Here is a 14,522-nt window from a genome sequence, read left to right as displayed (position 1 = left end):
GGTGGACAGGGCCCGCGGGCGTGCACGGGGACGGGCGGGTGTCAGCAGGTGATGGTGCCCCTGCGGAGCGCGTGGCCGCTGGTGTTGCTGTCGTCGGCCCAGTAGACGGGCTTGGAACCGGAGACACACTCAGCGGCCGGGGCCACCGAGAAGCCCTCGTTGTTGATGTCGGCCATGCCGCTGGGCCGGTTGTAGACCGCCGTGGTGGCGAAGACGCCGGACGCGTCGACCCGCATGGTCCGGTGCCGGCCGCCACAGGTGTCGTCGCACACGACCCACAGGCGCGAGGCCTGCGGCTCCCACTGCAGCTCCATGACGCCCGCCATGCCACTGCTGACGGACGCCACACGGGTGAAGGTGCCCGCGTCCTGGAGGACGTAACCGTAGATCATTCCGGTACCCTCGACGCCGACGAAGAACACTCCGCCCGAGTGCGTGCCGTAGCGGTTCGGGTCGTAGGCCGCGCCGGTCGACTCGTCCTTGAAGCCCGCCGCCGTCAAGGTGGTGTCCGGGACCCAGGTGACCGCCTCGAAGCCGAGGTTGGAGCCGACGGAGGGCAGACCGGAGGTCAGGTTCCACTCCTTCGTGGCGGTCAGCGTGGTGGACGTCCCGCTCACGTCGTACCGCAGGACGGAGAGGCGGCTCGTGCCGGACGAGTCGCCGTTGCGCTCGCTCGCCACGAACACACCGCCGGCGGCACCGGCGCCGGTGACCGTCACCCCCTCGCTGTCAGGGGTGCCGGAGCCGCCCGGGAAGCGCAGCTTCTTGCCGGTGGTCCAGCCGTTCGCGGTGTCGGGCTTCCAGCCGCCGGAGCCGTTCGGGAGCAGTCGCCACAGCGTCCCGGAGTTCTGGGCTCCCCACAGGACGCCGCCCTCCTGGTACAGACCGCTGAGGTCGGAACCGAAGACGTTCGAGGCGTCGGCCGTCGCCACCGAGCCGCTGCCCGGCCACGCGACCGGCGAGGTGCCGCCTTCGCCGCCCCCGCCGCCCGTGCCGCAGTCGTTCGCCGCACCCAGGGTCAGCTCGGCCTCGCCGAACGCGCCGGTGCCGTCGGGGCAGCGCGACCACGACGGGTCGGAGTGGTCGTCCCAGCTGAAGCTGTCGACCAGAGTGCTGCCGTCGGCGAGGTAGAGCCGCGCCTGGTCGTCGGAGCCCAGGCCGAACGCGTCGTGCACGTCGAAGGCCCGGAACCCGCCGGGGGCCAGCGAAGTCCCGGACGCGATCTTGTACTTCGAGCTCTTGTTGTCGTCCTTGAGGATCCAGCCCGAGATGTCGACGGTGCCGGTGCCCTTGTTGTAGAGCTCGATCGAGTCGTTGACGTCTCCGGTGGTCACGACCTCGTTGATCCGGATGTCGTCGGCCGGGGCCGCATGGGCCGGCGTGGCGACCAGAGTGCCGGCCACCATCGCCGGGCCGGCGAGGCCGACGAGAAGGCGACGCAGGGTGCGGCGTCGCCGGGGCGTACGCGATGCGATCACGAAGTCCGTCCTGGGGTCGTTCTGACAGGCCGGAGTGAGGCTTCCGACGTGGTCCGAACGGGTGCCGTCCGTGAGAAGTGTGCCGTGTGAACGGTGGGACAACTGGCGTGAGCGGTGGCGACCTTGGGGTTCGCGCGGCTGCCTGACCGGTGCGGGGCAGACAGCGGCGCACCGGAGGGCCGCGCCTGCCCGGCGCCCACTCTCCGTCAGACCCGGGTGGCAGGCGCCGCGTCCGGCGCGCCGGTTGACTCAGCCGAGTGGCCCGTGACCGCCCCGCTCCCACGACTGATCGCAGCAGGTCGGGAACTGCCGGGCCCGCATCAGTTGCCCAGCGCCGTCGAGACCAGGTCGGACATCGGCCGGCCCTCTCGGCCGGGCTTCCTGCACAACGGATAGTGCCGAGCGCGCCGGAGAGGGGGGCGGCCTGTCCGGTCGCGCCCGCGGCGGCGGTCAGGGGGGCCACGGGACAGGCCCCTCAGGCGGGGTGGTGGGGTTCGTGCTTCCAGAATCCGGTGAACGTGATGCGGTCCTTGGGGAGGCCGGCGCGGTGGAGGTGTCTGCGGCCCTTGGTGGAGAGGCCGGACTCGCCGACGACGAAGGCGTAGGCGGAGGTGTCGACGGTGGTGAGCCGGCGGAGTTCGTCCAGTGCGGCATGGCCGGGGACGGAGTGGGGGTTGCCGCGGACGACCCAGGTGATGTCCATCGCGGCGGGGGCGTCGAGGTCGCGGCGGTCGCCCTCGGTGGGGACTTCCTGGATGAGCCGGCCGACGGTGTCGCGGGGGAGTGAGCGCAGGATGCCCGTGATCGCGGGCAGCCCGCTCTCGTCGGCCACGACGATGACCTCGGAGGCGTCGGGCGGGCAGTCGAAGGTGATGCCCTGGTCCAGCAAGGCCAGTTCGCCGCCGGGGCGGGCGGTGCACGCCCAGACCGCGGCGCGGCCCTCGACCTCGCCGGTGGGGCCGCGGTGGACGACGAAGTCGATGTCCATCTCGGCGGCTTCGGGACGGAAACCGGCCACGGTGTAGTTCGCGCAGTGCGGCCGTTCGATCTCGGGGATGGCGAGGTAGGGATACCACCACCGGGCGCCGGTGAACTCCGGCATCCGCAGCACGGATTGGTGGGGCAGCGTCATGAAGAGGCGGAACCAGTGGTCGTAGCCCATCCACGGGAACTCGGCGAGATCCGCGCCCGTCACGGTCACGCGCTGGATGGAGGGGGAGACCCGTTCGGCGCGGACCACCTCGGCGCGGAACAACCGGGGGTTCTTCGGTGGGAGCCGCGGGATCTTCGCCATGAGGGAAGGCTAGCCTAAGTTATCCGCGGGGCCCATCGCCCCCGCGTCCTGAACGGAATCCGCCCCGTGTCGAGGTGACCTGACACCGCGACACGGGGCAGGGATCGCGTGGCGGTCAGCGGGTGATGGCCCTGGTCTCCAGGAACTCCACGAGTCCGGCCCGGCCCGTCTCCCGTCCGTTGCCCGACTGCGCCGATCTCCGCCGTGATCTCCTCGGTACGCGGCTGCGCGCCTGCCGTCATGCGATGGAGCAGCGCCGCGCGTTCTCCGGGCGCCGGGACCGGACCCACGTGGGCGCAGGGGCTCCCCGGGCGTCGTCAGCGGACGACGTCGAAGACCTGCTTCTGCACACCGTTGGCGTAGACCTCGTGCTCGACCGGCCGCAGCTTCTGGGTGTCCTTGTCGGTGGTGCTGAACAGGCGCTTGCCGGCGCCGAGCAGCAGTGGGAAGACGAGCAGGTGGTAGCGGTCGATCAGGCCCGCGTCCGAGAGGCCGTGGTTCAGCGAGGCGCTGCCGTGGACGATGATCGGGCCGCCGTCGGTGTGCTTGAGGGCCGCGACCTCGTCGAGGGAGCGCAGGATGGTGGTCTCGCCCCAGTTGGAGACCAGGTGGTCCTCGGTGAGGGTCGTGGAGACCACGTACTTGGGCAGCGTCTTGTAGTGCGCGAACTCCGCCATGTCCGGCCACACCGGGCTGAACGCCTCGTAGCTGACCCGGCCCATCAGGATCGCGGTGGACTCCTGCTGTTCCCGTCCCTTGATCTCGTACGCCTCGGGAACGAACTCGACCTCCTTGAAGGTCCATCCGGAGTTCCGGTAGCCCGGTTCGCCGCCCGGCGCCTCCATGACTCCGTCGAGCGAGATGAAGGCCGTGCTGATGACCGTGCGCATGAGAGGTCCTCCTCCGTGTCCGGTGGCAGGTGTGGTGCGACGGCTCGGGACGCGGCGCTCGTGCCCCGAGGTGCCGGTGTCCGGCACCGTTCCAGGATGTGACCGACAAAAATATTTGTCAAGGAGGGGGAAGTTGTCGGTTGTCGGTTTTTGACGGCCGGGGCTCTGCTGCCCGTGACGTGCGGCAGCCCCCGGCGCTCGGCGGCGCAGGGGCCGCTGGGTGCCGGGGGCTGTGCGGGTTCGGTGGGCGGGGGGTCAGATGTACCGCACCAGGGAGAGGTGCCCCAGCGGGTCCCGGTGGATCCGGTGCACCTCCACGCGGCCTCCTTCGACGAAGACCCCCGCCCGGGCGGCACGCTCCGGTGCGCTGTTCGCCCGGTTGAGTGCAAGGTGCACGGCGTGGCCGGCGTCGCATGCCCGGTCCACGATGTAGAACAGCCAGATGTCGCGGGGGCCTTCGGCCCGGGTCTGCAGTCCCACGAGCCACTTGCCGTGGCCGGCCGCGGGTGCGCGGGTCTCGGCGCCGCGTGTGCGAGGGAAGCGGTCCTCGCCGGGAGCCGGACGCGGCGTGCGGGACCCTGCCTCGGCGGCGGGGTCTTGTGTGAAGATCTCCCGGGGGTCGCATCCGGTCATCTCGAGCAGCATGGCCTCTTCTCTCCCTTCTCGGTTCCGGCGACCGCGCCGGGTGGTGAACCCCCCGCCCGGTGTCGAGATTGTCCGAAATGTTCCTGTACTCTCCAGACCGGGTGGCACGGCCGTTCGTGACATCGGACAGGGCCGGCCGGCAGAGGCGTTCACACCTTTCCCAAGGTGTGTCACGGCCTGGCGCACGCCCGCCCGGGGAAGCGTCCGCTCACGCTTCAGATGCCCGGCGGGCCCCCGGTCCCGGAGCCCGGGTCGGCGTTCGAGCGCGCGGAGCCCAGGAGTCCGCGAAGGGACTCCCCGAGCGCGTCGAGTTGCGTGTCGACCTCGGCGATCTCCTCGCGCAGGTGGCGGATGCGCACCTCGAGGAACTGCGCTTCCGCGGTCAAGGACATGACGGCCACCCGCACGCGAGAGGTGTCGTCGCTCTTTCGGAACATGGTTGCCCTTCCTGACGGTTCGGCGCGGACGTGACCCGGGGCAGGGGAAGCGGGGGACACATGCCGTTGACAGGGCAGGCGAGAAGATTGTGACACCGGTGGCCGGTGGGGCGCGGCGGGCTCGATGCCGTCGCCCGCGGGCGGCGCGGCGGCCCCGCCCCGGGCACGTCACATGGTCAGGACGATGCGCCCTCACCGGCGGGTGCGCCGTTCAGGAGGGAGCCGTCGCGCAGTTCGATGACGCGGTCGGCGAGGGCGAGGAGCTGGGGGTCGTGGGTGGCCACGAGGGCGGCGACGCCCTCGCTGCGCACGACGGCGCGCAGGAGCTCCATGACGGCACGGCCGGTGTCGGCGTCGAGTTGGCCCGTCGGTTCGTCGGCGATGATCAGGGCCGGGCGGTTGGCCAGGGCGCGGGCGATGGCCACGCGCTGCTGCTGGCCGCCGGAGAGCTCTCCGGGGCGCTGGGCGGCGTGTCCGTCCAGGCCGACGAGGGTGAGCAGGAGGGCGACGCGCTCCTCGCGCTCGGCGCGGTCGGCCTTGCGCAGCCGCAGCGGGACGCCGACGTTCTCGGCGGCGGTGAGGATCGGCAGCAGGCCGAAGGACTGGAAGACGAAGCCGATGCGGTCCCGGCGCAGGGCGAGCAGTTCGCGTTCGCCGAGCCCGGCGAGTTCGGTGCCGTCGATGCGGACGGTGCCGGAGTCGGGCCGGTCCAGCCCGCCGATGAGATTGAGCAGCGTCGTCTTGCCGGACCCCGACCGGCCCTTCAGGGCGACCAGTTCGCCACGCCCCACGGTGAAGGACACACCCCGCACCGCGTGCACGGCCGGGTCCCCGCTGCCGTAGGTGCGCACCAGGTCCTCGACGACGACCATCGCGTCGGAAACCGTGCCGCCCCCGGCCGGGTCTCCCTGTCGGTCCAGCACTCCGCTACTCATGGCGGCCACCCTATTGAGAGCACACCAGGACAGCTACGGCGTGACTGCATATCGCAACGTGATGATGGGCACAGTGGGATTTCGCGACAATCATTGGCAAGAGTGCGTCCGAATGAGATGATCACCCCGCGTTCGAACGGACTGCGGCGATGTCGCGCGTCACCCGCGCTACGACTCGTGGCTGTACCGTCCGGACCTCCGCAGCAACCACACTGCCGACGCAGTGAACGGAGCCGAAGTCGCTTCCGCGGTTGCGGAAGACAGGGGTTGGGGACAGTTGCCGAGGTTTGTACTGCTGCGGCTGCGTGCCCACCGGCTGCTCCTGGGTGCCGCCTTGCTGTCGATCGTGCTGACAACGTGCACGGTCGCGGCGCTCGCGGCCTTCGGTGCGTCGGTCGGTGACGCGGGACTGCGGCGCGCACTGCAGGATCCGTCGTCCGGCCGGACGGTCGTCGAGGTGACCACGGACGCCAAGCAGGACGGGCGGCCGGGTACGGACGACACCGTGCGGAAGACCGTCGTCGGCGCGTTCGGCGGATTGCCGGTGAAGGTGGCGACGAGCACCCGCTCCGGCCCGTACGGTCTTCCGGAGAGCCTGCGTCCAGCGGGCTCGCCGCACTCGGACGACCCGGACCTGACCGTCCTCGCCACGCTCGACCCGTCACGGGTGACGGTGGTCGGCGGAGCGCTTCCCGGACCGCCGCCGGGTGAGGGGCCCGTTCCGGTGGCCCTGCCCGAGTCGGCGGCCGCCGCCCTGAAGTTGCGGCCGGGCGACGAGGTCATGCTGGCCGACCGGCTCGGCGGCGGGACCTTGAAGGTCAGGCTCACCGGTACCTACCGGCCGACCGACCCGGAGTCCTCCTATTGGCGGCTGGACCCGTTGGGCGGCCGCGGGACGCAGACCCTGTCGTTCACCACGTACGGGCCGATGCTCGTCGATCCGGCCGCCTTCGCGCCCGGCCACGTCCGGGCCGCCGAGAAGGTCTGGCAGGGGCGCGCGGATTTCGCCGCCGTCACCGCGGGCGGCATGGACGCCCTCGGGAAGAACGTCCGGCAGGCCACGGCGCGGCTCGGCCATCTGTCGCCCGACGGCGACGTGGTGGCTACCAGTGAGCTGCCGGACCTGCTCGACGAGCTGCACCGCACCCTGTTCGTGACCCGTTCCACGCTCCTCGTCGTCGCGCTGCAACTGGGGCTGCTGGCCGGGCTCGCGCTGTTCCTGGTCTCCGGGCTGCTGGCGGCCGAACGCTCCGTTGAGACGGCGTGGCTGCGTGCCCGCGGTGGCTCCCGCGGCCGCATCGTCGGGCTCGCCGCCACTGAGGCACTGCTGCTCGCGGTGCCCGCCGCGGTGGCCGCGCCCCTGCTCGCCGACCCGCTCGTGCACCTGCTCGCCGCACATGGCGCGCTGGCCCGCGCCGGGGTTGCACTGGAGGCGCCCGTTGCCACCGTTTGGTGGTCGGCCCTTCTGACCGCGCTGGTGTGCGCCTGCATCGTGCTGGCTCCCGCGCTGCGCCGCCCGGGCACGTACGCGGGCGAGCAGACGGCGGCCGGCGGCCGGCGGGCGGCCCTGCCCGGTGTAGCGAAGGCAGGGGCCGACATCGGCCTGCTCGCCGTGGCGGTCCTTGCGTACTGGCAGCTCTCGCGGCGCGGCGGCGGATCGGGCGTGCTCACGGTCGACGGCGGCGGTGCCCTGGGCGTCGACCCGATCCTGGTCGTCGCACCGGCGCTCTGCCTGCTGGCCGGCGCCGTGCTCACGCTGCGCCTGCTGCCGCTGGTCGCCCGGCTCGGCGAACGACGCGCGGCACGCGTCCGAGGCCTCGGCGCGGCGCTGACCGGGTGGCAGCTCTCCCGGCGCGCCGGCCGCGGGACCACCCCCGCGCTGCTCCTGGTCTTCGCGATGTCGATCGGCATCTTCGCGATCGGGGAGAACGCGAGCTGGACGCGTTCGCAGAACGACCAGGCGGACTTCGCCGTGGGCGCGGACATCCGGGTGACCGGGACGTCCACCCCGGTTTTCGGACAGGGCGCCGTATACGACGACGTGCCCGGCGTCACCGCCGTCACGCCGGTCGCCCGTTCCCTGGCGCCACTGCCGGGGAACCGGGAGGCGACCGCGCTCGCCGTGGACAGCGCGGCCGCGGCCGACGTGATGCGGTTGCGCGAGGACCTGGCGGACCAGCCGCTGAGGCAACTGCTGACGGGTCTGCGGCCCCGGCACGACACCCTCGCCCGGGCGGGCGGTTTCGTACTGCCGGAGCACGTGGCGCGGCTGCGGCTGACCATGAGCCTCGAAGCCCTGGATTCCCGCGACCACGCGGTCACCGATAGTGCCGTCACCGACCGGATCACGGCGACCTTCGCCGACCGCTACGGCGCGCCCTACACCTTTGTCCTGGGCAAGCTTCCCGCCGACGGCCGGCGGCACGTCCTGGAGGCGGACTTCGCCACCGACGCGGGGCGGACGGCCGGCGCCGGGCCCGCGGGGCCGCTGCGGCTCAGCGGTCTCAAGGCCGATTTCCTGGTGCCCGGCCGGGCCGAGGCCCACCGGCTGTCCCTGACCGCACTGACCGCCGTGACCGCGGACGGAGCCACGAAGGCCGTGTCCGTGCCCGACGGCGCCACCTGGAGTGCCCGCGCGCGGACCGAGGCACCCAATAGGGGCCCCGGCGGCCCCACCACGTCGGCGAAGACGCCGCACTCCGATCACCGCACCCCTCTGACGCTGCGCTACGACACCGGCGAGATTCCCTTCGCGGACAGCGTCCCGAACGGCTCCAACGGTGCCACGGTGACCGTTCGGGCCGGTGAGCCGTTCAAGGGCGATGTCCCCGCGGTGGTCACCGATGCGTTCCTACGGGCCGTCAGCGCCCAGGTCGGCGACAGGGTCAGCGTCGAAGTGCAGGGTGTGAAGATGACCGCTCGCATCACCGGTTCGGTACGTGCCCTGCCCACCACCGGCGCCGCGACATCCGATCCGGGCACCGACGGCGGCGCGCTCCTGCTGGACCTGCGGACCGTGGACAGCGCCCTGGCCGACCTGGGCGCGAGCGGACTGCAGCCGGGAGAATGGTGGCTCGCCACGGAGCCGGGCGCCGGTTCGCGCGTGGCGTCCGCGCTGCGTGCCCGGGGCGACATCACTTCTCTGCAGGTCCGCGACGAGCAACGGACCGAATTGCGCAGCGACCCGCTAGGCGCCGGCCCCCTGTCCGCGCTGCCCGCCGCGGTGGTGTCGGTGGCCTTGCTGGCGGCGGTCGGCTTCGCTGTCGCGGCACTCGGCGCCATGCGCGAGCGGGCGCAGGAGGTCGCGATCCTGTCCGCGCTGGGTGCCCCGAGGCGTTCGCTGGCCCGTATGGCGGCTGTCGAGCAAGGACTGCTGGTGCTCGTGGCGGTGGCGGTGGGTGCGGTGCTCGGCGGGCTGCTGACCCGCCTGGTCGTCCCGGTGATCGTGCTGACCGCCGGGGCGGACGCCCCGGTACCCGCGGTGCGGGTGGAGTTGCCGGCCGCTTCGCTCGTCCAAGTGCTGTGCGCCGTGGCCGTGCTGCCGCTGGTCGTCGTCGCGCTGACGGTGCTGCGGTCGGCGGACTCCGCTCAGACGCTGCGCCGCCAAGGAGGTGAGTGACGTGACCGTACAGCCGACCCCGAGCCGTCACGGCGACGTGTCCTGGATCCGCGCCCGGCTGAGGACCGCCCCCGGCGGGGCCGTGGCCCTGGCCGCGCTGGTGCTGGTGACGGCGTTCCTGGCGGCCGCGCTGCCCCGGGCCGTCGACACCTACGAGAACGGCGCGTTGCGCGACACCCTGCGGCAGGCACCGCTGACCGGCCGCACCGTCACCATCTCGCTGCCGGTGTCGCAGCAGGCCGTGGCGCAGGATGCCGAAGGGCTGCTGACCCCGCAGGCCCTGGCCGCGACCGAGGAGGCGTTTCGGCACGTGGTGCGTCCACCGCTGGCGCTGGACTGGAAGCAGACGGTCCTCGGCGTGCGCAACGCCGAGGCGACTCCGCTCCCCGATCCCAGGTTGCCGCGACCCACCGCGAACCGGGATCCGCGGACCACGCTCATCGCCCAGGCCGACCTCGCCGCCCACAGCCGGGTCATCACCGGACGACTGCCCAGGCCCGGCGGGCAGGACGGCGTCATCGAAGCGGTGATCACCGATCGCACCGCCAAGACCATGCGACTCGACGTCGGGGCACGGCTCCACCTGCCCACCTATGCCGAAACGCGTTTGACCCTGCGGATCACCGGGATTGTCGAGCCCCAGGATCCCGGCGGCACGTACTGGAACGCCGAGCCGGATCTGCGCGCGCCCAAGCTGGTCGAAATGCCGGTGAGGTCGGGCGAAACCCCGCCGACCTACTGGCACTTCAGCGCGCTCATTGACCCGGCCGCCACGGCACCCCTGCTCGACCTCCGCAACGGAGCGCTGGCGTACTGGCACCACGTGGCGGACATCGACGCCTTCACCGCCCGTGACGTCCCCGCTGTCCGGGACCGGGTCTTCGCGCTCAACTCGGGACCGGACGCCACCAGGCTGCAAGCGCTGACCCAGCTGGACGGGCTCACCGTCGAGGAGGACGGACTCGCCGGGTTGCTGACGCCGTTCCTGGACGAGCGCGCCGCGGCACAACCACTCGTCTTGATCGCGGTGGTGGGAGTCGGCACCGTCGCCTTCGTCGTGCTGCTCATGGCCGCCGGGCTCCAGACGGCACGGCGCCGGGCGGAGCTGACGCTGCTGCGCGCCCGTGGCATCGCGCTGCCCGCCCTGGCCGCACGCCTGCTCGCCGAGAGCGCGGTGGTCGCGGTGCCGTCCGCGGCTCTCGGGCTGGGACTCGCGCTGCTCGTCGTACCCACCGAACGCTGGGCGCCGGCGGCCGTCGCGGCGGCCGCCGTGGCGGTCACGGCCTGCCTGGGGCTGCCGCTGCGCGGCGCCGCCGTCGCCCGCAGGCCACGCCTGGAACAACGTGAGGACCTCGTCGCGGCACGACCTTCGCGGCGCCGCAACGTCGCCGAACTGACGGTCGCCGTCGTCGTGGCGGGCGCCGTGACAGCGCTGCGGGTACGCGGCACCGCGGACGACGGCGCGGACGTGCTGACGGCCGCGGCCCCCGTCCTGGTCGCGGTGCTCGCCGCACTGGTGCTCCTGCGCGTGTACCCGCTGCCCGTACGCCTCCTGGCCCGGCCCGCCGCCCGGCTGAACAGCGCCGTGCTCCACATCGGCGTGGCCCGCGCGGGCCGTGCCCCCTCCACCGCGGCGCTGCCGTTGCTGGCGGTGCTCGTCGCCCTCACCGTGACGTCGTTCGGCGGCTCCGTCCTCGCCGGCGTCGCCGCGGGACGCGACCACGCGGCGATCGTCGACGTGGGCGCGGACGCCCGGGTGCAGTCGTACGACGCCCCGTTGCCGGCGGGGCTGGACGCCCGCGTCCGGCACCTTCGCGGGGTGCGCGACACCGTGGGTGTCCAGGTGGAGTCGGGACAGGTGGTGACCGGGAGCGGTATCACGTACGACACGCTGATCGTGGATCCCGAGAGCTATGCGCGCCTGATCCAGTACACCGGCATGGGCGGCCCGTTCCCGTCGCGTGCGCTGGCCGACGACGGGCAGGGGCCGGTTCCGGTCATCGCTTCGCCGCGGCTCGCAGGTGCGCTCGGGGACGGCACGGTCAACGTCAACGTCTCCATGCATCCCGTCCCCGCCCACGTGGTGGGCACGGTGGCCACGTCACCGGCCGTCTACGGCAGCGAGTTCGTCATCGTCTCCGAGGCTTCCGTGCGCCGGGCGCGTCCCGTGGCGGATGCCGTGGATGCCGGGCCGACGACGCTTCTGATCACCGGTGCCGACGTCGACGGCGCGGCATTGCGCGCGGCCGTTCGCGCCGCCGCGCCCGGGGCGCGGGTCCTGCTCCGCTCGGAGGAGCGGTCCGCGTGGAGCACGACCGCGCTGCAGTCCGGTGCGCGCGGTGTGTATCTGGCGGCGGTGGCCGCCGGTGCGGGCTACAGCGTGCTGGCGTTGCTGCTCTCCTTGATGCACAACGCGCCGCAGCGGCGGGCCCTGCTCGCCCGGCTGCGCACCATGGGCATGACCGGCCGGCAGCGGCAGACCCTGGCGGTGCTGGAGATGCTGCCGCAGGTCCTGCTCGGCGCGGTCGGCGGCATCCTGGTCAGCGTCGCCACCGTGCCGCTGCTGCGGCCGGGCGTCGACCTGACGGCACTGGCCTTCAGCACCAGCACACCCGCCACCGACGTCTCGGCAGCGGTGCTGCGCACCGACCCCGCCTCCCTGCTCCTGCCGTCGGCCGCGCTCGTCGCGCTGGCCTGCGCGGTCCTGGCAGTACAGGCATGGGCCACCGGACGACGCGGCGAAGGAACGGAACTGCGGATCGGGGACCGAGCATGACCGACAACACGACCCAGACCGGCACGAGCGCGGTCGCGGACACGGCCGGGGGCGGCGTGTCCCTGGCGGAACTCGAACGGCGCGCCACCGCGCACCGCGATCGTCCCGCCTACGGACAGGACGCCCTCATCGCCTGCGACCGCCTGGTGCGCATCTTCACCGCCCAGGGCGTCGAGGTCCAGGCCCTGCAAGGACTGGACCTGCTGGTCGCACGCGGCGAACTCATGGCCCTGGTCGGCGCGTCCGGCTCCGGCAAGTCCACCCTGCTGAACATCCTGGCCGGCCTGGACACGCCCACCGCCGGAGCCGCCACCGTCGCCGGCTTCGACCTGCTCGACCTGGACGGCCGCAGCCGCCTGCGCTACCAGCGCGAGGTCGTCGGCTTTGTCTGGCAGCAGACCTCCCGCAACCTGCTGCCCTATCTCACCGCCCTGCAGAACGTCGTCCTGCCCATGCAGCTCGCCGGAGGCGTCAAGGGCCGCAAGGAACGCGCCACCCGTGCCGCCGAACTCCTGGAACTCGTCGGCGTCGCCCACTGCGCCGACCGCCGGCCCCAGCAGATGTCCGGCGGCGAACAGCAGCGCACCGCCATCGCCGTCGCGCTGGCCAACCACCCCGCGCTCGTCCTGGCCGACGAGCCCACCGGCCAACTCGACTCCGCCACCGCCGACCAGGTCTTCGGCGCCTTCCGCGCCATCAACCAGGAACTGGGTACCACCGTCGTGATCGTCACCCACGATCAGGCGGTCGCCCAGGCCGTCGACCGCACCGTCGCCATCCGCGACGGCCGCACCGCTTCCGAGGTGCTGCGCCACACCACCGTCGACGACCAGGGCAACACCACCACCCACGCCCGCGAGTACGCCACCGTCGACCGTGCCGGCCGTCTCCAGCTGCCCCGGGACTTCGCCACCGCGCTCGACATCCAGCACCGGGTCCTTCTCGACCTCGAACCCGACCACATCGAGGTGCGCCCCGACCGCCACGACGACAACTGAGGCGGCGTCCGGCTGTCACACCGTTCCGCTCTGTCCGGTCTTTCTCGTGTCGGACCAAAAACAGAGGGAACCATGCGAGAGATCCTGATCGTCGGTGGTGGCTATGCGGGCTTTTACACCGCCTGGGGACTTGAGAAGTCGTTGCGGGCCGGGGAAGCGAGGATCACGGTTGTCGACCCGCGCCCGTACATGACCTACCAGCCGTTCCTGCCGGAGGTGACGGCGGGTTCGGTCGAGGCCCGCCACGCCGCCGTGTCGCTGCGCCGGCACCTGCGCAAGAGCCGGCTGATCGCCGGAAGCGTGACCGAGATCCGCAGTGCGGACCGGGCCGTGACCGTCCGGCCGGTGAACGGCGCCGACCGCGAACTGCGCTACGACGTCCTGGTGGTCACCGCCGGTGCCGTGACCCGCACCTTCCCCATACCGGGCCTGACGGAGCACGCGATCGGCCTGAAGCACGTGGAGGAGGCGGTGGCCATCCGCGACCGGCTGCTGACCGCGTTCGACCAGGCCGCGTCCCTGCCACCCGGTCCCGAGCGGAGGAAACTGCTGACCGTCACGTTCGTCGGCGGCGGGTTCTCCGGTGTCGAGGGCTTCGGCGAACTGCTCTCACTGGCCACCGCGATGCTCACGTCCTACCCGGAGCTGAGCTTCGACGAGCTGTCCTTCCACCTGGTCGAGGCCCGGGACCGCATCCTGCCCGAGGTGACCGCCAAGCCGGGTGCCTGGGTCGTGCGCTCCCTGGAACGCCGTGGCGCCCATGTGCACCTGAACACGCAGCTCACCTCCGCCACGGACGGGCACGTCGTGCTGTCCAGCGGGGAGGAGTTCGACTCCGGGCTGATCGTCTGGACCGCGGGCAACGCCTCCAACCCCGTCGTGCACAACCACACGGACCTGCCGGTCGACGAGCGCGGCCTGCTCGTCGTCGGCGCCGACCTGCGGGTGGTGGGCACAGACGGCGCCCCGGTGCCCGGCGTCTGGGCGGCGGGGGACGACGCTTCCGTACCCGACCTGGCGTCGCCCGTGCCGGGTGCCCGGACGGTGCCCAACGCACAGCACGCGGTCCGGCAGGGCAGGCGCCTGGCCAAGAACATCCGGGCGGAACTGCGCGGGGGCACGGTCCGCGACTACCGGCACAGCAGCCTCGGAGTGGTGGCCACCCTCGGTCTGGGCCGGGGCATCTTCCAGTACAAGGGGATCGTCATCAAGGGACTCCTCGCCTGGCTGATGCACCGGGGTTACCACGTACTGGCCGTGCCCACCTGGGAGCGGAAGGTCCGGGTGCTCACCGTCTGGCTCACCGCGGCCGCCTTCGGCCGGGATCTCGTCTCCCTGGCCTCCGTGCAGCACCCGCGGTACGCGTTCGTCGCGGGCGGCAGGACCCGGCGCCCCGAGGAGCGCCCGGCGGGCGAGCGAACCGGCGTCTGAGCGCGACCGGTCCGGACCC

General features: G+C 72.5%; 10 protein-coding genes. 4 read left to right on the top strand and 6 right to left on the bottom strand.

Annotated elements, in window-relative coordinates; genetic code table 11:
• Nucleotides 1-41 precede the first annotated feature (41 nt).
• The 6 genes from PV364_RS00405 to PV364_RS00380 form a co-directional block, all read right to left on the bottom strand.
• Nucleotides 42-1,406 (bottom strand): lamin tail domain-containing protein, encoded by a 1,365-nt coding sequence (locus PV364_RS00405; protein ID WP_319657840.1) that lies wholly within the window; start codon nt 1,404-1,406, stop codon nt 42-44.
• 547 nt (nt 1,407-1,953) lie between these two features.
• The gene (locus tag PV364_RS00400; protein WP_319657496.1) at nt 1,954-2,772 is read right to left on the bottom strand and encodes a siderophore-interacting protein; all 819 of its coding nucleotides are present in this window, start codon (nt 2,770-2,772) and stop codon (nt 1,954-1,956) included.
• Between the two features lie 317 nt (nt 2,773-3,089).
• Complete coding sequence (locus PV364_RS00395) at nt 3,090-3,662, bottom strand: dihydrofolate reductase family protein (protein WP_319657495.1); 573 nt, start codon at nt 3,660-3,662, stop codon at nt 3,090-3,092.
• A gap of 255 nt (nt 3,663-3,917) precedes the next feature.
• Nucleotides 3,918-4,307: a hypothetical protein gene (locus tag PV364_RS00390; RefSeq protein WP_319657493.1), complete on the bottom strand. Its 390-nt coding sequence runs from the start codon at nt 4,305-4,307 to the stop codon at nt 3,918-3,920.
• Between the two features lie 215 nt (nt 4,308-4,522).
• Nucleotides 4,523-4,744, bottom strand: a complete 222-nt coding sequence (locus PV364_RS00385) for a hypothetical protein (protein ID WP_319657492.1) — start codon at nt 4,742-4,744, stop codon at nt 4,523-4,525.
• Nucleotides 4,745-4,920: 176 nt separating this feature from the next.
• A complete protein-coding gene (locus PV364_RS00380; protein WP_319657839.1) occupies nt 4,921-5,616 on the bottom strand; it encodes an ABC transporter ATP-binding protein in 696 nt (231 codons plus the stop codon).
• A 340-nt stretch (nt 5,617-5,956) separates the two neighbouring features.
• On the opposite strand from PV364_RS00380, the gene PV364_RS00375 reads away from it, so the two are divergent.
• From PV364_RS00375 to PV364_RS00360, 4 genes are all read left to right on the top strand, one after another.
• On the top strand, nt 5,957-9,298 hold the full coding sequence (locus PV364_RS00375) for an FtsX-like permease family protein (RefSeq protein WP_319657491.1): 3,342 nt from the start codon (nt 5,957-5,959) through the stop codon (nt 9,296-9,298).
• Between the two features lies 1 nt (nt 9,299).
• Entirely contained in the window at nt 9,300-12,074 is a 2,775-nt protein-coding gene (locus PV364_RS00370; RefSeq protein ID WP_319657490.1) for an FtsX-like permease family protein, read from the top strand.
• Complete coding sequence (locus PV364_RS00365) at nt 12,071-13,072, top strand: ABC transporter ATP-binding protein (protein ID WP_319657488.1); 1,002 nt, start codon at nt 12,071-12,073, stop codon at nt 13,070-13,072. Before PV364_RS00370 ends, PV364_RS00365 begins: the two co-directional genes overlap by 4 nt.
• 72 nt (nt 13,073-13,144) lie before the next feature.
• Entirely contained in the window at nt 13,145-14,503 is a 1,359-nt protein-coding gene (locus PV364_RS00360) for an NAD(P)/FAD-dependent oxidoreductase (protein WP_319657487.1), read from the top strand.
• Nucleotides 14,504-14,522 lie beyond the last annotated feature (19 nt).

Origin of the sequence: Streptomyces sp. MI02-7b (assembly GCF_033793585.1) — a bacterium.
Classification (GTDB): Bacteria; Actinomycetota; Actinomycetes; order Streptomycetales; family Streptomycetaceae; genus Actinacidiphila.
Note: the sequence above shows the minus strand (reverse complement) of the source record. Positions and strands in the feature narration are given on the sequence as shown.